At 40.5% G+C, this 23,097-nt stretch carries 29 protein-coding genes; 3 read left to right on the top strand and 26 right to left on the bottom strand.

Annotation, left to right across the window (positions count from 1 at the left end; translation table 11 throughout):
• Positions 1-15 precede the first annotated feature (15 nt).
• The 13 genes from EXH44_RS06795 to EXH44_RS06735 all read right to left on the bottom strand — a co-directional run bounded on the left by EXH44_RS06795 (position 16) and on the right by EXH44_RS06735 (position 11,345).
• Positions 16-966 carry a beta-ketoacyl-ACP synthase III gene (locus EXH44_RS06795; RefSeq protein WP_162856789.1) on the bottom strand — a complete coding sequence of 317 codons (951 nt, stop codon included), beginning with the start codon at positions 964-966 and terminating at the stop codon, positions 16-18.
• A gap of 141 nt (positions 967-1,107) precedes the next feature.
• On the bottom strand, positions 1,108-2,130 hold the full coding sequence (gene plsX, locus EXH44_RS06790; RefSeq protein WP_162856788.1) for a phosphate acyltransferase PlsX: 1,023 nt from the start codon (positions 2,128-2,130) through the stop codon (positions 1,108-1,110).
• A 26-nt stretch (positions 2,131-2,156) separates the two neighbouring features.
• A complete protein-coding gene (gene rpmF, locus EXH44_RS06785) occupies positions 2,157-2,318 on the bottom strand; it encodes a 50S ribosomal protein L32 (RefSeq protein WP_005711065.1) in 162 nt (53 codons plus the stop codon).
• A 20-nt stretch (positions 2,319-2,338) separates the two neighbouring features.
• Complete coding sequence (gene yceD / locus EXH44_RS06780) at positions 2,339-2,863, bottom strand: 23S rRNA accumulation protein YceD (protein ID WP_162856787.1); 525 nt, start codon at positions 2,861-2,863, stop codon at positions 2,339-2,341.
• A 53-nt stretch (positions 2,864-2,916) separates the two neighbouring features.
• The gene (locus tag EXH44_RS06775) at positions 2,917-4,158 is read right to left on the bottom strand and encodes an NAD(P)/FAD-dependent oxidoreductase (protein WP_244238713.1); all 1,242 of its coding nucleotides are present in this window, start codon (positions 4,156-4,158) and stop codon (positions 2,917-2,919) included.
• A gap of 13 nt (positions 4,159-4,171) precedes the next feature.
• Complete coding sequence (locus EXH44_RS06770) at positions 4,172-6,457, bottom strand: MMPL family transporter (RefSeq protein ID WP_162856786.1); 2,286 nt, start codon at positions 6,455-6,457, stop codon at positions 4,172-4,174.
• 12 nt (positions 6,458-6,469) lie between these two features.
• Positions 6,470-7,054, bottom strand: a complete 585-nt coding sequence (locus EXH44_RS06765; protein WP_162856785.1) for a LolA family protein — start codon at positions 7,052-7,054, stop codon at positions 6,470-6,472.
• Between the two features lie 15 nt (positions 7,055-7,069).
• On the bottom strand, positions 7,070-7,510 hold the full coding sequence (locus EXH44_RS06760) for an acyl-CoA thioesterase (protein ID WP_208717198.1): 441 nt from the start codon (positions 7,508-7,510) through the stop codon (positions 7,070-7,072).
• A 46-nt stretch (positions 7,511-7,556) separates the two neighbouring features.
• Positions 7,557-7,982, bottom strand: coding sequence for an excinuclease ABC subunit A (locus EXH44_RS06755; protein ID WP_162856783.1), 426 nt, complete (start codon positions 7,980-7,982; stop codon positions 7,557-7,559).
• A 34-nt stretch (positions 7,983-8,016) separates the two neighbouring features.
• Positions 8,017-8,937, bottom strand: a complete 921-nt coding sequence (locus EXH44_RS06750; RefSeq protein WP_162856782.1) for an LpxL/LpxP family acyltransferase — start codon at positions 8,935-8,937, stop codon at positions 8,017-8,019.
• On the bottom strand, positions 8,934-9,665 hold the full coding sequence (locus EXH44_RS06745; RefSeq protein WP_162856781.1) for a glycosyltransferase family 2 protein: 732 nt from the start codon (positions 9,663-9,665) through the stop codon (positions 8,934-8,936). The genes EXH44_RS06750 and EXH44_RS06745 overlap by 4 nt, the downstream gene beginning before the upstream one ends.
• On the bottom strand, positions 9,665-10,939 hold the full coding sequence (locus EXH44_RS06740; protein WP_162856780.1) for an AMP-binding protein: 1,275 nt from the start codon (positions 10,937-10,939) through the stop codon (positions 9,665-9,667). Before EXH44_RS06740 ends, EXH44_RS06745 begins: the two co-directional genes overlap by 1 nt.
• A 19-nt stretch (positions 10,940-10,958) precedes the next feature.
• The gene (locus EXH44_RS06735; RefSeq protein ID WP_162856779.1) at positions 10,959-11,345 is read right to left on the bottom strand and encodes a helix-turn-helix domain-containing protein; all 387 of its coding nucleotides are present in this window, start codon (positions 11,343-11,345) and stop codon (positions 10,959-10,961) included.
• A gap of 154 nt (positions 11,346-11,499) precedes the next feature.
• Between EXH44_RS06735 and EXH44_RS06730 the strand changes: the two genes are divergently transcribed.
• From EXH44_RS06730 to EXH44_RS06720, 3 genes are read left to right on the top strand one after another with little or no spacing between them, the layout of a single operon-like run.
• Positions 11,500-12,117 (top strand): porin family protein, encoded by a 618-nt coding sequence (locus EXH44_RS06730; RefSeq protein WP_162856778.1) that lies wholly within the window; start codon positions 11,500-11,502, stop codon positions 12,115-12,117.
• Between the two features lie 14 nt (positions 12,118-12,131).
• Entirely contained in the window at positions 12,132-12,644 is a 513-nt protein-coding gene (locus EXH44_RS06725; protein ID WP_162856777.1) for a peptidase associated/transthyretin-like domain-containing protein, read from the top strand.
• A gap of 9 nt (positions 12,645-12,653) precedes the next feature.
• Complete coding sequence (locus EXH44_RS06720) at positions 12,654-13,103, top strand: DUF2846 domain-containing protein (protein WP_162856776.1); 450 nt, start codon at positions 12,654-12,656, stop codon at positions 13,101-13,103.
• 27 nt (positions 13,104-13,130) lie between these two features.
• Here the strand turns inward: EXH44_RS06720 and EXH44_RS06715 are convergent, their stop codons facing one another.
• From EXH44_RS06715 to darH, 13 genes are all read right to left on the bottom strand, one after another.
• Positions 13,131-13,682 (bottom strand): COG4648 family protein, encoded by a 552-nt coding sequence (locus EXH44_RS06715; protein WP_162856775.1) that lies wholly within the window; start codon positions 13,680-13,682, stop codon positions 13,131-13,133.
• Positions 13,675-15,339 carry an ApeI family dehydratase gene (locus tag EXH44_RS06710; protein WP_162856774.1) on the bottom strand — a complete coding sequence of 555 codons (1,665 nt, stop codon included), beginning with the start codon at positions 15,337-15,339 and terminating at the stop codon, positions 13,675-13,677. The genes EXH44_RS06715 and EXH44_RS06710 overlap by 8 nt, the downstream gene beginning before the upstream one ends.
• 59 nt (positions 15,340-15,398) lie before the next feature.
• A complete protein-coding gene (locus tag EXH44_RS06705) occupies positions 15,399-15,644 on the bottom strand; it encodes an acyl carrier protein (RefSeq protein ID WP_162856773.1) in 246 nt (81 codons plus the stop codon).
• Between the two features lie 11 nt (positions 15,645-15,655).
• Positions 15,656-15,913: a phosphopantetheine-binding protein gene (locus EXH44_RS06700; RefSeq protein ID WP_162856772.1), complete on the bottom strand. Its 258-nt coding sequence runs from the start codon at positions 15,911-15,913 to the stop codon at positions 15,656-15,658.
• A 2-nt stretch (positions 15,914-15,915) separates the two neighbouring features.
• Positions 15,916-16,677, bottom strand: coding sequence for a lysophospholipid acyltransferase family protein (locus EXH44_RS06695; protein ID WP_162856771.1), 762 nt, complete (start codon positions 16,675-16,677; stop codon positions 15,916-15,918).
• Positions 16,662-17,414 carry a beta-ketoacyl synthase chain length factor gene (locus EXH44_RS06690; RefSeq protein WP_162856770.1) on the bottom strand — a complete coding sequence of 251 codons (753 nt, stop codon included), beginning with the start codon at positions 17,412-17,414 and terminating at the stop codon, positions 16,662-16,664. The genes EXH44_RS06695 and EXH44_RS06690 overlap by 16 nt, the downstream gene beginning before the upstream one ends.
• Before the next feature lie 40 nt (positions 17,415-17,454).
• Positions 17,455-18,084, bottom strand: a complete 630-nt coding sequence (locus tag EXH44_RS06685; RefSeq protein ID WP_208717121.1) for a hypothetical protein — start codon at positions 18,082-18,084, stop codon at positions 17,455-17,457.
• Positions 18,077-19,126: a beta-ketoacyl synthase N-terminal-like domain-containing protein gene (locus tag EXH44_RS06680; protein ID WP_162856769.1), complete on the bottom strand. Its 1,050-nt coding sequence runs from the start codon at positions 19,124-19,126 to the stop codon at positions 18,077-18,079. The genes EXH44_RS06685 and EXH44_RS06680 overlap by 8 nt, the downstream gene beginning before the upstream one ends.
• Complete coding sequence (locus tag EXH44_RS06675) at positions 19,126-19,410, bottom strand: acyl carrier protein (protein WP_162856768.1); 285 nt, start codon at positions 19,408-19,410, stop codon at positions 19,126-19,128. The genes EXH44_RS06680 and EXH44_RS06675 overlap by 1 nt, the downstream gene beginning before the upstream one ends.
• Positions 19,411-19,482: 72 nt before the next feature.
• Complete coding sequence (locus EXH44_RS06670) at positions 19,483-20,727, bottom strand: ABC transporter permease (protein WP_162856767.1); 1,245 nt, start codon at positions 20,725-20,727, stop codon at positions 19,483-19,485.
• Positions 20,721-21,443, bottom strand: coding sequence for an ABC transporter ATP-binding protein (locus tag EXH44_RS06665; protein WP_162856766.1), 723 nt, complete (start codon positions 21,441-21,443; stop codon positions 20,721-20,723). The genes EXH44_RS06670 and EXH44_RS06665 overlap by 7 nt, the downstream gene beginning before the upstream one ends.
• A gap of 39 nt (positions 21,444-21,482) precedes the next feature.
• Positions 21,483-21,830 (bottom strand): transposase, encoded by a 348-nt coding sequence (locus tag EXH44_RS06660; protein WP_244238712.1) that lies wholly within the window; start codon positions 21,828-21,830, stop codon positions 21,483-21,485.
• Between the two features lie 215 nt (positions 21,831-22,045).
• Positions 22,046-23,035 (bottom strand): BtrH-related acyltransferase DarH, encoded by a 990-nt coding sequence (gene darH, locus EXH44_RS06655; RefSeq protein WP_162856764.1) that lies wholly within the window; start codon positions 23,033-23,035, stop codon positions 22,046-22,048.
• Positions 23,036-23,097: the final 62 nt, after the last annotated feature.

The following is a 23,097-nucleotide window of genomic DNA, read 5'->3' as shown; positions in this document are numbered from 1 at the left end:
CTTAAGGTTCACCGATTAAAATCTAACAAGGGCAGAACCCCAAGTCCAACCGCCACCAAAGGCTTCAAGAAGCAATAGTTGCCCACGTTTGATACGCCCGTCACGCACCGCTTCATCTAATGCAACAGGAATGGTTGCGGCACTGGTGTTGCCATAACGATCTAGAGTGATCACTACTTGATCCATCGACATATCAAGTTTTTCAGCCGTTGCACTAATAATACGTAAGTTCGCTTGGTGTGGAACAAGCCAATCTAATTCGGATTTGTCCAACTGATTTGCAGATAATGTCTCTTCAACCACATCAGAAAGCTGTTTTACTGCAAGCTTAAAGGTAGCATTACCTTGCATAAAAATAAAACCTGATCTCTCATCGCCACGCTGAGAATAAGGTAACATCAGCATTTCATTTTTCTCAGGGGATGCGTGTAGATGTGTTGAAATAATGCCTTTTTCTTCACTCGCATCCAAAATAACAGCGCCCGCCCCGTCACCGAATAAAATCACCGTTCCACGATCTGTTTCATCTAAATTACGCGAGTTAAGATCTGAACCGATCACTAAGGCTTTTTTCACTTGCCCTGAACGGACAAACTGATCTGCAACACTTAAAGCGTACACAAATCCCGTACAAGCTGCAGCCACATCAAAAGAGATAGCATCATCAATGCCTAATAACCCTTGAATTTGGCAAGCCGCACTTGGATAAGCGTGGGAATTACTGGTTGTTCCCACCACAATTAAATCAATCTCTTGCGGATCGATATTCGCCTGTTCCAAACATTTTTTTGCCGCTTCAAACCCCATTGTTGCAACGGTTTCATCGGCTGCTGCAATGCGACGTTCTTTGATGCCAGAACGAGTGACAATCCACTCATCTGAGGTTTCCACCATTTTTTCTAAATCAGCATTTGTGCGAACTTGAGCTGGCATATAGCTCCCAGTTGCTAAAATTTTGCTATACATATTCTTATCTCAATTTTCTAAAATTGGGGCGTATTATACCGATAAACCCTTATTCCACCAAATATTCCCGATAAAAAGACAAGCGGTCATTTGTAAAAAATGGTTTGCAAATGACCGCTTGTTAACACTCGTTTATTACAATTATTGTTTTTGTAATCGAGAAGCTATCTTTTGGGGAACTTGCCCTGTCACCTGTTGCACCGCATAATCTATCGCATAGAAAAACGCTCGCTCGCTTGCGCCACCATGACTTTTTACAACCACAGACGATAAGCCGAGCAGTGTTGCACCGTTATGGCGATCAGGGTTGATCTGTTGTAGTTTTTTATAGTAACGATAAAAGATTAAGCGTAATAAATAACGCTTTGTATTACGGCAAAGATGTGAATCTTCCGTTGGTTTTTTAAAGAGTGAAAGGATATTTTTTGCTGCCCCTTCAAGGGTTTTAAGCGCAATATTACCGCTAAAACCATCGCAGACAATCACATCAGCAAGGTGATTCATTAGCTTATCCCCTTCTAAAAAACCGATGTAATTCAGGTGATTACGTTGTTTTAGCTGTTGGTGAGTATCTCGAATTTGTTGTGTTCCTTTATGATCTTCCGTGCCAATATTGAGCAATGCTAAACGTGGATAGACCAAGTCCAACATCACTTCTGCAAACACATTACCCATTTCAGCAAACTGAAGCAATAATTCACAATCAGCTTCGACATTTGCACCAAGATCTAACATCACACTTGAGTTGCCGTTAATTGTGGGAATCAAAGATGTTAATGCAGGACGATCAATATTTGGCAAAGGTTCAATCAGCTGTTTTGCCAGCCCCATTAGTACGCCTGTATTTCCGCCACTCACACAGCCTTGAGCCTTTCCATTTGCTACTGCTTCAATTGCCAAACGCATTGAACTACCTTTACTTTGGCGAATCGCTTGCATAAAAGGCAAGTCTGCATCGATCTCTTTTGCTGTATGAACTAATTCGATACGTTGTTGAATATCAGGGGAAAGTTTATTGAGATAGGAGGAAATTTCAGCTTGGTCGCCGAACAAGATACAGTTGAGCATTGGGTGTTGAGCCAACGCAAGTGATAATGCGGGGATAGTAATACGGGGACCAAAGTCCCCGCCCATCGCATCTAACGCAAGAGTTAGATGAGTCAATTTAAACCTCTACGAGATTCTATTGATTATTTGATTTTACGACCACGGTAGTAACCGTCAGCAGTTACGTGGTGACGTAAGTGGGTTTCGCCACGTGCATCTACAGATACTGCAGCTGTGGTTAACGCATCGTGTGAACGACGCATATCACGACGTGAACGAGATTTCTTATTTTGTTGAACAGCCATTGGCTATACTCCTACTAGATCTAGTTTTTCTTTAAATTAGCTAATATTGCGAAAGGATTTGGTTTCTTTGCCAGTTCTTCTGGTAGTTCGCCAAAAACCAATTCGCTTTCGGACACTTCACAGTGTTCATCGGTATGCATTGGTACTAGAGGTAATGACAGAATGAATTCGTCTTCTATCATCTCTAGCAGATTTATTTCACCAAAAGAATCAACTTCAATCGGCTCATAAATCTCGGGCAAATTGTCCGCCTGCTCTAAATTAGATACAGGGCTGAAACAAAATGTGCAGTCGAGTGTTTGCGAAAACGGATTACCACAACGTTGACAGTCTAGCTCCACATCAACTTTTGCAGTGCCTTTAATCACTGTGAGTTTTTGCGGATCAACATATAACGATAAAGTAACTTGTGCATCGCCCAGCACTTGACCAACAGATTCACCCAAACGGCTAAGTAGGCTCGCAGAAATGTAGCCTTCGTAGTCCATTCGACGCTGTGCGTCTTTATATGGGTCAATAGTTAGGGGTAGTTTTACCTTTTGCATAGGGTGCGAATATTACAGATTTTGAAGCAACTAGTCAAAGAGAAAATCTGATTTTATGCATCTTGCGTCGCAACACCGCACAATTCTGCTAATGCTTTTAAGCGAGCATCTGATTTTGCCACAAATGGATTTTTTTCGTCCCAAGCATAACCAGCCAAAATAGAAGATAACATTTGGCGGATTTCTGGTTGTGGATTTCTTGCATAAATCACATCTTGGAAAATAGTGCTATACCAACCGTTCACATAAGTACGGAATGCATTAACGCCCACCATTAATGGCTGTGCAAATTCTGTTTGCCAATCTACCTGCTCGCCTTTTAATTGACGTGGAATTAAACGGCTGGCAAGACGGGCTGAATGTAGTGCAATAGTCACGCCTGATGAGAACACGGGATCTAAAAATTCTGCCGCATTGCCTAATAAAGCAAAATGTTTGCCGTGTAGGGCTTTTACATTAGCGGAATAGCCTTGAATATTGCGATATGGGAATTCATTGTCCCAATTTGCATTAACTAAAATGCGTTTTAGCATTGGACATTCCAACGCAAATTTTTTCAACACGGTTTCGCTATCGCCAGCAAGGGTTTCTGGCAAACCGACGACACCAATAGAGCAACGGTTATCGGCAAATGGAATTGTCCATAGCCAAACATCACGGTGTTCAGGGTGAGTGGTAATTAGAATTTTATTACGATCAAAAGCAGGATCAGTAATGTTATCATCAATATGGGTAAAGTGAGCAATACGTGCAGGAAGGTGTGATGGCGTTTCTAAATCTAATAAACGTGGTAATACACGTCCATAGCCACTAGCGTCTAACACAAATTTTGCACGAAGTTGGTATTCTTCACCTTGCTCCGTACGCACATTTAATACAGCATCGTCGCCTGAATTATCTAACGCTAATACTTCGTGACCAAAACGGACTTCAACGCCTTTTTTCGCCGTTTCATCAATCAAAATCTTATCGAAGATACCACGACGAACTTGATAGGTTGTTCCCGGGCCTGCGGTAAATTTATCGGTAAAGTCAAAAAAGGTATTACGATTTCCCCAAGTAAATGCTGCACCGTTTTTGAATTGGAAACTTGGCTCTGTGTGAACAGCATCAACCAGTTCTGCCTCTGACAAAATATCCATACAGTATGGCAATAAACTTTCTCCAATTACAAAACGAGGGAAATGCTGCTTTTCTAACACACAAACATTTAAGCCCTGTTTTTTAAGTAATGAGGCCGAAACAGAACCTGATGGCCCTGCGCCAATGATAACCACATCAAATTGACTCATCATCTTTCTCCAATATTTAACGTAATAGTTTAAAGGTACTTAGCACACTAAATAAAATGCCAATACTGACGCTGATTCCAAAAGAGGCTACAGCCGGGGTAGAACTGAGGCTTAATAGCAAAAATGAAATCAAGGTTGTACTTGCTGCCAATAAAATAGCCACTCGCTTGCTGTGTAATGGTTCAGGAGCGGTTTGCATATAGGCCGTATAATCAATGCCAATGGCTGAAACCAATAGCAATCCAAACATCGTAAACAGACTAATTGGCATTGCAAGCCACCCAAATGCCGCAACGGTACTGACAATGGCAAAAAGTGGAATTAGTAACATTTTTCCCGTCTGTTTTAAGCCAAAGTATTTCCACAGTAGCAAACCAGCAATGACAAAAGAGAGTAATTTCAACCATGCCGTTTGATCTCGTGTTTGTTCAAAGGCTTGGTTTAAATGGTAGCGTTTATCCTGCCAAAAAATCTCTTGATTATCTGCAAGAGCTTGCAAGGCGGATAGATCTCGAATACCTGATACTTTAACCAAAGCAACAACCTGTTTCGGTACGATTTCACCAAGATACAAGCTCTGCCACCCTTGCCCCAACTGCATACTTAGAGCCTGTTTTAAACTCACAAACGGTCGGTTTGGTAAGTTATGTTGCGATTGAGTAATAGGCTCGGTCGGAACACCGATCTCTTGTAAAATGGCATAATCCTGTGGCGTTAATCGCAAGGCTAACTGGCTTGCAAATTGTTTCTGCTCTGTTTCCGACATTATCCATTGGCTCAAGGATTGAAACTGCGTCAGCTTACCCTGTTCCACCAAACCTTCTAGCTGTTTAGTCAAACTTTTATCTACATTGAGCAATTTTCCATCGTTTTCTGCCACAATTAAAAAATATTGGCTACCTAAATCAATCCCTGTAATTTCACTGATTTGTTTGGCTTGAGAAAGCAACTCTGCTGGCATTGCTACCCATTGACGAATATCATCTTTCCATTCACTTTTCGCCACACCGATTGCAATCCATAAACCTAACAGTAGCAAAATTATTTTTTCTAACCCATTAGGCAACGCTATTTGCAAATTTTTGCCCCACTCTGACCGCTTGCGAGGTTGGTAACGCTGAAATTGAGGTGGAAGAAAAAGGATTGTGGCAAGAATGGCACAAATTAATGCCACACTGGAAAAAAGTGCGGTCTGTTTTAGTACGGGCAAAATCGTAAAGCCTAACACGCCATAGCCCAATAAGGTAACAGCAAGACTAATTACAAAGGTAAAACGTAATTTTGCCATGGCTTGCTCGCCTTGCCATTTCTCTGCAAATAGCGAAGAGGAAAGCCAATGCAGTGGAAAATCAATCAGCACCCCAATCAAACTTGTGCCAATCACTAAGGTTAAAATATGAATTTGCCCGAAAGCTAAAATGGTCGCTACTACGCCCGACAACATTCCGATTCCGATAGGTAAAAAAAGCCACAGAACCTTGAATGTCCGAAAAACGGCAAGTAATAGCAGTAGTGTAAGACTGACACCTAATAGACTCATTAAGGTACTTTCTTGTTCCGCTTGCTGTTTAGTGGCATTGGCAAATAAGGCAGATCCTGTTGCTAACCATTTTGCATTTTGGTTGGTCGCTATCTGTTCACTTTGCTGAGTCAGATCGGCAAGAGCTTGTTGCGGATTGATTAAATCATTTTCCGCCAGTTCACCGCGTAATAGCACCCAAGTGATGTCTGCCGTTGGAATATAAAGCATTCCATTCTCTACATTCCATTGCACTGCACTTTGTATTTGCGATTGGGCAAGCACAAAACGCCCAAGCCCAAGCCAGTCTTGCTCTAAAGGCAATAAATGGGTTTGAGCGAAAGGATTAACAATCTGTTCTGCATATTGTTGGAAATATTCTTCTGGTTTTTCAAGTAGTTGGGTACGAATTTTTGGAGGCAATACAGCTAAACTGAGTTGCTGAATTTCGGTTCGTAGCCGGGGTAAATCAGGCTGAATTTTACTATTAACCTGTTGAAAAAGTGTGCTTTGCTGCCATCGCTTGCTGATTTGTTGAGCAATCTTAAACGCCTGCTCTGGTTCAGAATGTCCTACAAGCCCAATAATTTGGCGATTAAGTTGCCGTTCTTGAAATTTATCCGCCTCTATTTGTAGAGCAGACCAATGCTGTTCCTGTGGAAGTAGTGCTTGTAGATCCGTTTGTAACCAATGCCCTGACCGTAGCTGGATACCAAATAAAACACAGACGCCAACTAAAAACAGCAGAAAAAGCGTGCGACAAGTGGTCAGATGGATACACATTTTTGCAAATTCCTAGTGTAAGGCTTTGCTCACTGAGGCTGAAAGCGGTTGATTTTGTTGAATTTTTTCAAAGCGAATTAAAGTCCTATCGCCTTGTGTTTCATTGAGTTCAATCTGTTTTACTACCTCATCGCCACCAATCACAATATGCGTAAAGATTTGTTTCATCAATAAGCTGTTTGGGGTTAGGGTTAATATCCAGTTTTTCGCATCGCCCGATAAAGCGAGATCAAATTGGCTTGAAAGGGCGGAAATATCCCCTGACAGCAAGCCTAAAAAGAGATTGATTTGCTCCGATTGCCCTAATTTTTGATTATTCACCCATTGTGAACCGTTCCAGTGGCTAATCTCCTCTTTTTTTACGCGTAACTGGCTGGCAAAAGGTTTTTGCATTTGCCATAACAGCCCTTGATTTTTGACTAACACAAATTGCCCTGTGCTGGTGATTGGTTTTGACATCGCTTTTAAAAAACGTTGTTGGGTAAAATCACCTTGTAAGTTATTAGGTTTTTGCAATTGAGTAATAAGATCTTGCTGAGAAAATGCAAAAACTAACGGGGAAAATAGCAGAAAAGCAAACGTAATCAGTTTTTTCATAAAATGTTTCTTAAATTATAGACAAGGCATAAACCCGTGATAATTTTCCAATGTATCGCGCCAAGATTGCGGTGTCTGCAACTGCATTTCACCCGTTTTTAAATCTACAGCAACTTGAGTGGTACTGCCTGTGGTTAATTTTTGATTGGTTTGGCAATCTACAATCGTATAATCAATACGCAGACAACTTTCATATTCCACAACCGCTAAATTCACCCGAATTTTTTGGCGAAAACGAGCTGGTTTTACATATTTTAAATTCAGTTGCACAATCGGCCAGCTATAACCTTTTTCACCCATCACATCATAGGTGTAATGAATTTCTTCCAGAAATGCACAGCGTGCCATTTCCAGATATTTAACGTAGTTGCCGTGCCACATAATATTCATCGGATCCACATCGAAAAAAGGGATCTCATATTCTGAGGCGTGGCGTGCGTAAATGTGTTTTTTTATTCTCATTGCTTAAATGAAGTAGGGTGAGCATAGCCCACCCAAAAGATTATTTAACAATATCGCCTTTTAGGGCTACGCCAGCAATGCTACGGCCTGCGTGACATTCATATTTTGTTGTACTACTGTACTCTTTTTTCTTGTAGTAACTGACTAAGTTACCCACTTTTGTGCCACCCTCTTTTTGTGCACGTTCTTGGAAACGCTTCACCGCAGATAGGAATGCCCATTGGCAAGCTTCTAAATCCGTTTTATTTAACGCATTAGTTTTTGGATTGGTGACTGCGCCTTTTACTAAAGTTTTACCAGGTGCTGGTTTACCAAAATAAAGTTTAATTTTTGGATCTAACACTTCTTTAGCTTGAGGTGAATTTAACGCTTCACTGATTGAAAGATAGTGTGTGGTATCACGTGGCGCACAAGCAGCGACAACTAATGCAGTTAAAGCGATAGTTAAAGATTTTGCTAATTTCATAAAAGCTCCTATTTAAGTAAGAAATAATTGGGCGTTATTCGTTCCAAAAATTATAAAAATTAAACCATAATAATGGATTTTTTGCACACTCTTTTGCTAATAAATTGGCGTATTTTTGCATCGCACTTTGAATGTTTTGGTCACGCACTTGCCGTCTGCCTTGAATGGCGGAAGAAAAACGACGAAGTTGCAAGCGGTATTTTCCCTGCTCTTTTATACAAAACACCGTATTAATCGGGGTTTTTAGTAGTGATGCCAATAACCAAGCTCCTTGAGGAAACTGGGCAGACTTGCCTAAAAAATTAACGGATTCCGTTTTATCTCCCCGAATTGGTATTCGATCTGCCGCAATGGCAATCCATTCGCCTCGTTCAATTCGTTCTGCTAAGGCAAGCATTTTTTGAGCATCTAAATCTTCCACCTGAATTAGAGAAAGATCGTCTGCGCCCGCCTCCACTAAGGCTTTATTAAATTCTTCTGCGTGGCGATTATGTACTAAGACATTTAAATGAAAATTTGGGTGATGTCCACTTCCTACTAATGCTCGACAAATCTCAATATTGCCAAAATGGGAACAGACGAGTATTTGCCCTCTTTCCGCAGGATTATCCATATCGGCATAAAGATTATCCGCATCATCAACAATCAAATCTTGATAACGAATTTTCCGTTGCCACACCGCAAAGCGATCAGTAATTGCTTCGCCAAAGCTAAGAAATTGTTTAAAAACGGCATAACGGGGTAATTGCACTTCAGGGTGGCTTTGTTGCAAATAGTGCTGATAACGCTGAATGTGGATTCTCATCTTTTTGGAGGTCAGAAAAAAATAGAGAACCACCCAAAAGGTCACAAAACGAATACCGCCAAGAGGAAAATGTTTCACAATCAAACGGGTTAACGTGAGAAAAAAGCGATTGCCTCGTTCATTCTGCTTTGCCCAATGTTGCTGGCTCATACGCTTTTCCCTGTTAATATTCGCCCAAGCATACCAAAAAACAACCGAGCGTGCATTTTGCTAATTAACCAATTATCTGCCCAGCCACGAAAATGAGAAACTCCCCCTTGTTCATATTTTACCGGCGTATCAACCCAGATCATTGGGATTTTCCGCCAATGGCAACGCACTAAAACTTCGACATCAAAGTCCATTCGTTCGCCGATACGTTCTTCATTGAAAACTTGAACAGCGGATGATAATGGATACAACCGAAAACCGCACATTCCATCAGGAATATCAAAAGAAAGAGTATTCACCGTCAGCCAAAAATTAGTGATCTTACGCCCATATAAACGGGATTTTGGTGCATCATCGCCATAAATCGGTTTTCCACAAATGATAGCTGTTGGGTGTTGTTTGGCTAACGCCACCATTTTTAATATATCGGATAATTGATGTTGCCCATCGGCATCCACTTGAACGGCGTGCGTGTATCCTTGCTCCAGTGCTTGTTGAAACCCAACTTTAACCGCCATCCCTTTGCCACCATTCTTTTCACAAAAAACAACGTTCACCTGTTCATTTTGAGCTAGTTGTTTCAAAATGGAATGATGCTCAACGGCAGAACCGTCATCGACAATCAGTACGGGCAAGCCTTGAGCTAAAATTTGTTCTACTACATTGGTAATGGTTTTGGAATGGTTGTAATGGGGAATCACAACAACGGGCTTAAATTCAACTTGCATCAACACACCTCATTTTCAGTCGTCAAACAGATTTTCTCAAAATCTGAACGGCTAATTTTCGATTGACTATTGCGAGGTAATTTATCACAAAAACGCCAAAAACGGGGCAAGGCAAATTTCTCTTGTGTAAGAGATAACGCGTTTTTTAAGGTAGAGATAACCGCTTTACGCCCTAACCGCCTAAATGCCTCTATTCCTTCTGCAGATAATGCCACCCAAGCCAAAGGACGAGGTTGCTGAATATGTAAGGCAATATAACAATCGCTCACCCAAGCGTGTTTGAGTAAGTCTTGTTCAATATTGACCAACGACACACGTTTATCGCCTAGTTTGACAATACGATCAATTCGCCCTAATAACTTAAATCCCTGCTCGCTGATCTCAACAGCATCGGCGGTTTGCTCTCTCCCTTTAATCCAATCAGACTGCACCCACAAGGCACCTTGCTCATTGAGTCCAATTTGGCTATTTGGCATCGCTTGCCATAATTGTTCATCTAAACGGCGAGCGATCACCCCTGTTTCAGTACTGCCATAAATTTCCACCACAGGGCAAGCCAATTTTGCCCTTAATGCTTTTGCTGTCAATTCAGGTAATGCACCACCAGAGGAAATGATACCTTCGATCTTGCAATGACCAAGTTCTACGTTGTCTAAATTAAGATGGGTTAATAAAGCAGGGCTACTGATCCAAATACAGCGATAATGACGACTTTCCGCAATCAAATATTCAGGATAATGTAACTGCACTGTGCCTAACTGCCACCCCATTTCAAGCGGTAAAAACACACGGAAGGTTAATCCATATAAATGTTGTACACTAACACTGCCAATCAGATGAATATCCGCTGAACGTTCAAAAGGTAACACTTGGCTTAAAGTTTCAACTTCTCGCCACATTTGTTGGGCGTTTTTTTTGATAATTTTTGCCTCACCACTACTGCCAGAAGTCTTTAACCAGATTTCAGTGGGATTTTGTTTATCAACAAGCGGTAAGATTTTCTCAATTTTTTGCAAATTACCATAGGAAGAAAAATGTTCCTCCTGAAAGAAAAAATCGGCATTTTCACTAACCCATTGCTGATTTTCTTCAAGCAGATTCGGGGGCAATAACACCCGCACTTTTGCATTTAAACAAGCCAACAACACACAAGCAAACTGACTGGCATCTTCTAACCACAATCCTACCGCTTGTATGTTATCTTGTTGTAATTGCTGGGAAATTTGTTGTGAGCGAGAAATGAAATTGTTATTTTGGTCAAAATGATTGAACATAGATATAAATTCCATTCAATTATTTTTGTTTTAATAAAGCAATAATCTCTTTTAAGGACTCAATTTCATTATCTTTTTGAGAAATAATTTTATCTTTATACTCTAGTTCTAGTTTTAATTTTTCATTTTCGTAAATTAAACTATCATTATTGCCATAATAATTAGAACTAGACTGGCTATTTTCGCTAATTAAAAAACAAATATTTTTATCCGTAGTATTTAATAATTCGACAATATCTACATTAAATATCTGTGCAATTTGCTGTAATTTATCTAAATATAATTTGGTTTCTCCACGCTCAATTTTAGAATAACCGCTGGGTGACATATTTAACTTCTCTGCCATATCCTCTTGAGATAACTTGTGGATCTCTCTCATTGCCCTAATTGTATCGTGCGTACTCATTTAAACACTCCACTGATAGTGCTATTTCTCACCATTTTGGACAGTGTCCTGTCTTGTTTGTATATGGATAAAAATAACGGTTTTAGTAACATTTCTGATGTGCTCTCGCACATATATTGCTATGTTATTCTCACATATTTATGAGGTTTTATCTATGAAAAAAACAATGCTTGCAACTGCGTTGCTACTTGGCTTAGTCGGAACATCAAATGCTAACGAGAATTTTACAGGATGGTATGTTGGTGGTGAATTAAGCTCAACTAAACATAGTTTTTCTGTGCCTTACTCTGAGTTAGGATATTCAAGTATTAATGGCAAGTTCTCAACCAATGGCTCTCGTGCATTTGGAATTGGTGTATTTGGCGGTTATGGTTTTGATTTTTTAGGTGATTTTGTTGGACAAGCGGAGCTTAAATTAAGAACTGGCGGTTCTTCTACGAAAAATGAACTGGGTGAAACTGTTTCAAAAGAAGTTTTACATCTCAGTCTTGCTTATTTACAAGGCTATCGAATCAATAACATTATGCCTTACATTAAAATAGGTGTAGGTGGTAGCTCTTTTGACATGAACGAAGATGCGATTCCAATGACAAGTGACCGAACATTGGTTAATAGCGGAGCACTTGGCTTTGGCTATGGTGTTGGGGTGAAATATGCATTTAATCCAAATTTAGAAGCTGGCGTAGAATATTACAAAGCCAGTTTAAGTGGTGAAAACAGCCTTAAATTCAAAACAGATACATTTTCTCTCGGTGTAAATTACCGTTTCTAATTGAGGATAACCCTATGAAAGCATTTGCAAAATTAGCGATATTCGTGCTTGCCACGACAATGATGACTGGTTGCGCTACTATCGTGAGTGACAGTAAATATCCAGTCGAAATTCAATCTTCACCAGAAGGTTCGACATTCACAATTAAAGATAGAGATGGCAAAGTGGTTTCTACAGGAACAACACCAAAAACTGTAATATTAGAAGCAGGAGCTGGCTATTTCAAAAAGGCAATTTACGATATTATTTTTGAGAAAAAAGGTTATGCGCCAAAAACTGTAACACTTACCGCAGATATTGATGGCTGGTATTGGGGGAATTTTGCCTTTGGAGGACCATTAGGTTTATTAATCATCGATCCAATCAATGGTTCAATGTATAAACTTCCACCACAAGTAGAGGGTGAACTTATTCCGACCAGCTCACCATCAGCACCAAAAGGAAAAACGAAAAAACGTAAATTGACCGTCATATCCATTGAACATTTAGATGAAAAACAAAAAGCATCATTGATTGCGCTTAACTAGGAGAGCAAAATGAAAAAATTTCTTTCTTCTCTTTTATTGATTGGCACACTAATTTTAACAGGCTGTGCAAAAACAACGATGGAATCTGATACGAAAAGTGAGGAGGCAAAAAAATTCATCAACCCTTCTAAAGCGCAATCCGGGCTTTATATTTATCGTGATCAAGGTTTTTTTGGGGCTGCACTGAAAAAAAGCCTTTATGTTGATGATAAATTTATTGGAGAGTCTGCTCCAAACGTTTTTTTCCACAAAATAGTCAAAGCTGGAAAACATAAAATTTCAACAGAGTCGGAATTTGGTACTAATGATCTCAACATTACTACTGAAGGCGGGAAAAACTACTTTATTCGTCAATATATCAGAATGGGAGTATTTGTTGGAGGAGCAAATTTAGAACAAGTTTCTGAAGAAAAAGGGAAAGCAGCAATTCAGAAATTGAAGCTAGCCAAAACACAATAATCTTTTATAAGGTGGGTATTCCCCACCTTATTTTTTCATCACCCATTGCCGAACCAACCATTCACCGCCCATCAATAAACCAATAAAAATATACGAAACGATCCCTGTATAAATTGCCCAATACTCAAATTGTTCCCACAAAATAAGAGTGGCTGTGATAATTGCATTAAGGATAAAAAACAAACACCATACTTGAGTTACTTTGCGAGTATAAATAATGCCTTTTTGGGGTAAATCTGGGGTTTGCAGGCGAGCGAGGCGTTCGACAATGGATTGAGAACTCCATAGACTACTGCCAAAAATAGCTAACATCATTAAGCTGATGATCACGGGATACCAATACATTGTTTCTACGGATCGAGTAATGCCTATTGTGACTAAAATAAGCGACATGACCATTGCAAAAAAACGCTGAAATCCCACCGCTTGTAAGGATTTTATGCCCCATAAAATCGCCATAATGTAAGGCAAATACAACAAAATAGCGGGGTTATCTTGTGGGGCAAACAGCCAAATGAGTGGGTAAGCAATGCTTACCCCTGTGAGTAAAATGGTGGTGAGTTGTTTTAAACTATTCATCGCCAAATACAAATAATCCACTACCACACATTTCACCTTCGGTTTTCAGCTGAAATCCCATACGATTTTTTGTTTCTTCCCATTTTAATGTTAGTTCAAATTCATCATTTGGGCGGAGAAATTTCTGATATTTGAGGTTATCAATGCGTAAAATTGTCTTTTCTTGACCAAAATAACGAACCAGTTGATCTTGCACCCACTGCAATTCAATTACACCAGGGACTAAAGGGAAATTTGCAAAATGCCCTTTAAAAAAATGCAGATCAAGCGGGACTTTTCCGCGTAGAATTTGTACATTTTCTTGGTTTTCTTGGGTTAGCCAAATAGGATCAACAATCTCATTTAAACAGATCTGTTCAAATTCAAGACGACTGATTTTGGATTGGCTGTTGCGAGGCAGTTTATCGGTAAATCGCCAAAAACGAGGGGTTGCCGATTTTTCTTGGCTTTGGGATAAATGTGTTTTGAGTTGTTCAATCACATACTTTCTTCCGTGATCTCGGAATGCCTGAATGCCTAGTTCATTCAATCCTGCCCAAGTCGCAAGGCGTTGATGTTCAGGGTGTTTGCCGATGTAGCAATCATCAATCCAGTCGTGTTTCATTAACGCCTGTTCAACACTGACAAGAGATGTCCGTTTATCACCAATTTTTACAATGCGGTCAATGCGTCCTAACAATTCAAAGCCATTAGGGTGAATTTCAACGGCATCTGCGGTCTGTTGGCGATCTTTTGCCCATTTTGCCTCTAACCACAAAGCGCCCTCTTCATCTGTTCCTACTTGGCTGTAAGGTAAGGTTTGCCATAAGCCAGTATCTTGACGAATAGCTATTGGACCTGTTTCCGTACTGCCGTAAATTTCCACCACAGGCTGGTGAAGTTGTTGGCGAATTTGGTTAGACACATCAGGATCTAATGCCCCACCTGACGAGATAATTCCCACTACTTTCGGTAACTGTGGTTTATGCCAATCCATACGACTTAACATTGCAGGGCTACTGACTAGTACAGTTTGAGATGATTTCTGGCTTTCCGCCATAATACATTCAGGGAAAAACTGCTGCTTACGCCCAATTACCCAACCTTGTACGAGCGACATCATAATATGTACCGTCAAGCCGTAAATATGTTGAATACTCACACTGCTGATCGCCGTAATTTCATTGCCAGCAGAAAACGGCAACGCATTTGCCAGCACTTCGGCACTGAGCCACATTTCTTCGGCAGTTTTGACAATGGTTTTCGCCTCTCCTGTGCTACCTGAAGTTTTAAGCCATAGTTCTGTTTGGTTATGGCGATCAACAAGCGGTCGGTTTTGATCGATTTTTTGCAAAGGAAAATCGGTGGCTAATTCCGAAAACATAAGATGGCTGGGCTTAGGTTGTTCGTTATCCGTCAGCCAAAAATCAGCGTGTTGATTTGCCCAAGTTACACTTTCTGGTGTGTCATTGGGTGGAAATAGGACTTTCACATTAGCGTGCCAACAAGCAAGTAAAGTACAAGCTAAATTTGCTCCATCTTCCAACCATACAGCAATGGCTTTTATCTTGTTTTGTTGTAAATAAGCGGAAATTTGTAATGCTCGTTGTTCAAAATCCGCATAAGTCCACGTTGGGAAATGTGCTATGGCACTATGAGGTAAGTAATGATTTTTCATAAAGTCAGTAGAGGCAAGCCCTTATTAAACAAATGGGCAAATGCCCCTACATAGATAGATTAGTTGCTACTAATTTTTTTTACCGCAGTAACGACATCACTGACGGTGCGCACATTACGGAAATCTTCTGCTTGAAGTTTGTAACCCGTTTGACGTTTGATGTAATCGATCAAATCGATCGCATCAATACTGTCAATTTCAAGATCTTCATATAAATTGGTTTCAGGCTTAATACGATCTTCATCAATTTCAAATAATGAAACTAAAGCTTCCGTTAGAATTTTCTGAATTTCTTGTTCAGTCATTGTCTCCCCCCTTAACCTTTGTGAGAGCGGATAAAACTTGCGAGCGTTGCAACGCTTTCAAAGTGTTCACGCAAGTTTTGTTGTTCACTATCAAGTTGTAAACCAAAGGTTTTTTGCACTGCTAAACCTAATTCCAACGCATCAACGGAATCTAAACCTAGACCGTCATCACCAAAAAGTGGAGCCTCTGTTTCAATATCTTCAACGGTAATATCTTCAAGGGCAAGACTGTCAATAATCAGCTGTTTAAGTTGTTGTTCGAGTTCCATTTTTAGTCCTTAGAGTAAGTATTAAAATAATTTTCTAAATAATCATTTAAACGGCGAGAGGCGATTGGCAACGGTTTTTCTGCAAGCCACTGTTGCGGATCAATATCCTCTCCCACCGTTAATTCATAACAGATTTTCTTGCTTGGTATTTTATACCAAGGCTGACCTTTTTTGAAATTTAACGGATGCATTTTAATTACAATCGGCGTAATTACTTTCGCACTGCGTAAACCGATGGATACTGCACCACGGTGTAATTTTACCACGCCATCCCAGTCTGTGCGTGTTCCTTCGGGAAATAACAAGAGCACTTGGTTTTGTAAAATCTGATGGCTCTGCTCAAGTAATTCTTCCGATTCGGTATTTGGAATAAACCCACAAGCACGGATCGGGCTACTCATAGATGGATTATCTAGCAGATCTTTTTTCACGATACAGTTAAAACGAGGCTCTTGGCTGAAAATCAACACTACGTCGAGTAGTGATGGGTGATTGGCTAATACCAACTGTCCTTCTCGCCCCAAGCGTTCAAAACCGTGATATTTCACTTCCAAAATTCCTGCCCATTTCAGGTAATTGACGAAAAATCGCCACGTTTTCCCGACAATTTGTCGCCCTTGCAGTTGCGTTGCCAAATCGTTATGCGGATAATTTTTCGCATAGCGATGCAATACAATTTTAAACAACACGCCGACTATGCCAAACAATACAAAGCCGAATAACGTGCCAAGAAAACGCCTAATCCAATCTAGTTTTTCTGCCATTGCCAATATCCCCCTCGACTGCTTGGTGTTTGCCATTGCGATTGAGCAAGATGCTGTTGTTTAACCCAATTTAAACTATTATCACCTGTTGCAAAAAAAGACTCTATATTCCCCGGCTGTGCGTGTAAACTAAGATGATATTGCTCCCCCTTTTCTATGATCATTGCCAAAGCATAAGCAAACGGCTGGCGTATAACGGGCTGAGCATTATATTCTGCATATAGCGGAGATTCCGAAATCACCACTAACACTTTCTCGTAACCATCGTTCAACAATAAATATGCCTCAAGTAAAGCGGTTTCCAAATTATCTTGTTGAGCTGTAATTGCAGTCGTTTCTGTTTTCACCTGACGCATTTCGGACCATTGTCCGACTAAGGCGTTGTGAACCGACAGACTAAAGGAAGTCGGCGAAACATCACCCTCTTGCAATAACGTTTGCCACAAAGCAAAACTGCGGTTGATCTCACTGTTTGAAGAGGCATATACCACGGGCAGATTTTCATCTTGTTCAGTTAAACACCACGCAGACTCAAAAAAGAGCCGTGCAGAATCACTTAAACGGCGACGTTTAAGTGGGGGAAGAAATGCCAGTTTTGGTGCAAAATCTTCCCAACTTGTACTGTTTTGTTGCCAGTGGTTTTCGCCTAGTTTCCAATCTTCTACGGTTAAGGTTTTATTACAAACCACATTCCAACGACTGATATTAAAAGAAAAGTTACAAATTAAAGTTGTCATTCGTGGCTAATTCATGATCTAAGATTGACATTAGTTTACACTATTTCAGTAGGGAAAATACAGACTCATTTGTGATATTCATTTCTTGAATCGTAGTAAACCAATGAGATGTATTTAACCCATTATTCGCATCATCTATTGAAATAACATCTGACGATATATTGTTGAGTGAATTTTGAGAGAGTAGCCACCAAATACTTCCTTCTTGCTCGCCATTTGAGCTTTCATATGCCCAGCCGACTAAGGCATTTTGACAACATTCAGATTGTAGATCTAACATTGCTAATTTTAACGGTTGCAAATAATTGTGTTGATTGACCGCCAAAAAAAGCGTTGTGGCGGTGGTATTTAAAGTTTGAGCAAGTTGAAATGTGGCAACATTATTGAGATTCGCCATAAAATCTAAGGGGCTAGGGATATTTTCTGTATTTAATTGCTGAAAGATTTTGTTAAATTTAGCTGGCGAGCTAAAACTGGACGCAAGATAAATAGGGGTGTTTGGGTAAATATGCTCTTTTAAAGGCAAAGCACCCAACATGGCTAATTGGGTAAAACGGCTCATTCGGCGAGCATCGATACCCTGTGTTTTTAACTGTTGGCGTAGGGTTTTATCATCAACATCTTGGCAAAGAAATTGGCTGCGTTGAGCAATATAAACGGCATTATTCATTGTGATTTAACCTCATTATCCACGCCACATTGCTGCCACCAAAGCCTAAAAAGTAGCTAAGATAATAGCCATTTTCGAGCTTTTTACCGTGAGCAAGCGGTAAGTTATCGGCATTTTTTTGCAAATTAGGAACTTCACTTTGAATAAAACAATCAAGCAAAAAGGCGGTTTCTAAGGCACCGCTTGCCCCTAAGGTATGCCCCATAAAATGTTTAGTAAGAATCCATTGGGCTTGTGGAAATAAGTCTAATAATAACCGCCCTTCCATTTCATCACTATTTCCGCCTACACCATGAACCTTAATTCCTTGAATAAGGTTAGGTTCAACATTGGCAACTTCACAGGTTTGGAGTAATAATTTTTGCAAGGCGATTGGGCTGTTGTTGGTTAGATTTTCATTGTCCGTTAAACTGCTGACACCCAATAATTCACATTCAAACTGATGATTGGGTTCAGTGCTTAACGCCAGACAAGCTACCCCTTCACCCAACACAATGCCTTCTGAATCAATCAATGGAAGATACGGCTCAGAATGGGATAACAAGTGCATGGAATGGAAATGTTCAAACGTTAAACGATTAAATAGCTCAAAACCAATCACAATCGCTTTGGAATAAAGCCCTGATTTCAGCATCTTATAAGCATAATGCACCCCTTGTGCCGAAGAAGTGCAAGAAGTTGCGAAGCTAAACACTTCCGTCTGATATTTTTGTCGCAAATATTCGCCAATCACCGCAATGCTGTATTCTGTCGGCAAAGGCTGTTGTTGAGCCAAGCGTGCCTCACAATCAGCAATCACATAACTGGTTGAACCTAAGAAAAAGGGAATTTGGCTTAATTCTTCCTGCGACCAAGCGGTTTGTTCAAGCAGTTGTGCGATTTGTTGCTCAATCAGTGAATAGAGTTCGGGCAAGGTTACAAATTGCGAATCAAAGGCTTTGAAATAAGGCAATGCCGTCTGCACACCGAGCTGACAAGCGGTCTGTTTCGAGATATTTTCTGCAAAGCGTGATTGACTGGCAACAAGATAAACGTTCGACATTATGAATGGCTCTCACGCACAAATTTTGCCAAATCTTTCACACACATCATATGCTTACGCACCATTCTATCCCCTTGCAACCGCACTTTAAAATGCGCTTGCAACGCCACCACAATTTGTAACGCGTCTAAGGAGTCCAGCTGAATACGACTTTGTTCACCAAACAGCCATTCATCATCGCTGATGTCTTCGGGTGCAAAATCGTCTTTCTCGCTTTCTTGGATAATCAGTTTTTTTAACTCTAATTCGAGCAATTCGGGTTCTAGGGTAAATTGGTATTTCATAATTCGTAGGGTGCGTTTGCTAACGCACCATTTAAATAAATGTTAATAATCGGTGCGTTTACACGCACCCTACTAAAATCTTACTTGTGTTTTTAATTGATGTTGATAAATCAACGCAGCCAAGCCTAATGCAGTCAAACCAAAAGCGGTCAATTTCCCCAATTCATTTGCAATTTGCGACAATTCATATTGATTTAACAGCAAATTTTGGAAACCGCTTAACGCCCAACCCATTGGCGACCATTGTGCTACCGTCTGCATAATGTCAGGCATCACATAAGTCGGCACCATAATACCGCCAATTGCCGCCATAATAATGATGCCACCACCGCCCAACACCACGGCGTGTTCTGTGGTGCGAGCCACCACGCTCACCAACAAGCCGTAGCCCAATGCTGCTAAACTCACCGCACTGGACAGCACTGCATAAGGCAACCAATCGCCCGACAAGGTAAAGGCAGGCATATCCAACTGCGGTAACACCAGATAGCCAAGGGCAATCATACCGACAAATTGCAGTTGGTTAATCATAAAATAAGGGATCAGTTTGGCGACAATCAACTGAAACGCCGACGCCCTTGCCATTCGTAGCCGTGTAATGGTATTGGTTTGGCGTTCCATTGCCATCACATTAGACAGCGGAATCATAATAAAAAACATACCAAAAATCAGCCAAGCAGGGACGCTGTGTTGCACCGAATTGGGTTTCGCCACTTCTTTGCCTTGGCGGTTGAGATACACTTCTTGCCACAGTTCTTTGCTCAAATAATCGTTGATTTGGCTAAACTTTTGGTCTAGCTCTTTGTTTACTTTGTTCTCTATCTCTTTAATTTGTTTGCGTTTATTGTTTTCTAAGGTGATGTGATTGTCTTTCAGATAATGCTGAATACGTTGTTCCGTATAATGTTTTTGCAATACGCCTTTCACCCCCAACAACCAACCCCGATCGACACTCGGATTTAGCCATAATTGCAAGGCTTGTTCTTTGTTCAAAGCGGTCTGTTCCGTGTTGAAATTGGCAATTAATAGCTCAAATTTACCCGCTTGTAATGCCGTCTGATACTGTTCCAACTGGCTTAAATCCGCCTGCTGAATATTCAGATTTTCCCGTTGCAATGCCTTGAAAAAATCGTAGTTAAGCGAATTATTTGGCTCACTTAATAACACGATTTCCGATTGGTGACTGAGTTCATTATCATTGCTCAACGCCGCCGACATAATCAACATAAACAAAATCGGCATCATAAACAACACGGCAACCCCGTGTAGATCACGACTTAAAAGGCGAAGTTCTTTAAAGATCGATGCTATTAACACGATTTATCCGCCTTAGCCAAAAATGACAAATAAAACCGCTCCAAACTTTGACCCTCCGACAAAATTCCTTGCACCGAACCTTGATAAATCAGCTTGCCTTCATTCAATAACACCAATTTATCGCACAACTGCTCGATTTCCTGCAAATAATGAGACGTATAAATCACCGTCACTCCTTGCTTGGTTAAATCCGCCACGCTGTCTAAAATAAACTGGCGAGATTGTGGGTCGATGCCAACGGTGATTTCATCAAGAAAAATCACTTTCGGACGGTTGATTAACCCAATCGCAAAATTTAAACGGCGTTTCAAACCGCCCGATAAATGCTTGGCAAGTTTGGATTGATGTGCCGTTAGCCCTGTTTTTTCCAACAATTCCGCCAACCATTTTTTATCGCTGACATCATAAAGTGTGGCGAAAAATTTTAGATTTTCCCACACCGTCAAAAGCGGATAAAAGGCAAAATCTTGCGGCACAAGGGAAATTTGATGTCGTTGAGCCTTCGTCAGTTTCTCAAACGGCACACCATTAAACAAAATCTGCCCCGATTGCACCGCTTGCAACCCCGTCAGTAGCGACATCAAAGTCGTTTTCCCTGCCCCGTTCGGACCAAGCAAACCAACCGCCAAGCCTTGTTCAATATGCAGATTGATATTTTGCAAAGCAGGGGTTGGAGCGTTGGGGTATTGGTGGTTTAAATTGTGTATAACTATCATCTAATATCCGTAGGGGCGGGTCCTGTGCCCGCCCGTAATTTATTCTTGCATATATAATTTGTCGTGCATCCAATTTAACGGATTATTCTCAATATATTCAGCAATCGTTAAATAATCTTTTTCATTTCGAATAATATGTTCGTAATAACTCCGTTGCCATAATTTTCGATTAAAGGGTTGCCAATTATTCTGCTTTACATTTTTGATATATTCAACATTTGTCCGAGATTTAAATCGCTGGATAACACCAAATAATGAATGACGAGCTAGTTTATCTGAATTTTCAATTTGTAGAATAAAATGAATATGATTAGGCATAATCACATAATCTAAACATTTTATTGTTGGAAAATGCTGTTCCAATTCAAAATAAGCTGTTTCAACCATTTTTCCGGCATTATTTAAGTTCATTTTCTCATCGCAGATGTTTCCGAATAAACATAGGCGATCTTGAACACAAATGGTAATGAAATAAAGTCCACTTTCGGAATAATCGTAGTGTTGTAGACGAATTGTTTTTCGTCGTGGTAAATTTAATTTATTCATATATCCCGATATTTAACAATTATTTTCGGGCGGGCACAGGACCCGCCCCTACCATATTATTTCAACATCTTCCACAATCTTTCTTCCCTTTCCGCAATTCCCCTCAAAAACTCCGCTATTTCCCGATACCCTTCCACATTCGGTTTTCGACACTGTTTTACACAAAGGCTGGCGAATTGTCGCCATTGGTCGCCGATTTCGGTCATCTGTTCTGATGCCTGTTTAAACTTCGGTTCTTGGCAAATATCAGCGGCTTGTTCAAGGAAATAAGCATAAAGGTAGCGAAAACCTGCACCGCCCGTGCCGATTTCTTCTTGCATACGCACAATATGCCCAAGATACAAGCAGTTGTATTTTTCACCTTTTTTACCAGTTGCCAGCTTTTCAATGCTGTTCGCCACGGTACGAATGCCTTTTACCCCCACAAAAAACAGCGGAGCAAGCATCTGTTTTGCCTGTTTGCGAATGGCTTTACGGATTAAATTCGGCAAGTCAATCTGCGACATATCGGGTTGATTGTCAAAATAGTACATCAAACCTTTTGCCGCCAATGCCCCTTTGGCAAACCTTGCCCGTTGCAAATCGTCTGCATTGCAACGTTGCACCGTTTCAAAAACAGGGTCGCTAATCAAATAGTCGCTGCCTTCCTTGCCATACACCAACAAATTATGTGCATTAAAATGGAACCGCATTTCAGGCGGAAAATAGGGCAACCAAAACACCGAAGTTTGCAAGCCCACTAATTTATTTTGTGCCAATGCCTCATCAAGTGCCGTCTGCCCTTGTTCAGCCGAGCGAAACTTTTGCATTTTTAACCGCGCGTTGAGCGATTTAGCCAAAGATTTAATAATCGAACGAGGTGGCATACGATAAGAAATCAATGGCATTCCGCTCACTTTAATCAACGGAATATAAACAAAGGTTAATGCCGATGCTAAGCCGAAAACCATTGCCTCGTTAAAATCAACACCCTGCGATTTCAACAAGGTGGACATCACGCCACTTTCACAATGGGCAGTGTGTTGGTGTTGGAAGTTGTTGTTCATTTGCAAAATTTTTATAAAAAGTAACCGCTTGAAAAATTGTTCCAGTTGTCAACTTTAAGTTT

The sequence above is a fragment of the Actinobacillus indolicus genome (genome assembly GCF_004519515.1).
Lineage (GTDB): Bacteria > Pseudomonadota > Gammaproteobacteria > Enterobacterales > Pasteurellaceae > Glaesserella > Glaesserella indolica_A.
The sequence above is the reverse complement of the archived record's forward strand: the minus strand, read 5'-3'. Positions and strand labels throughout refer to the sequence as shown.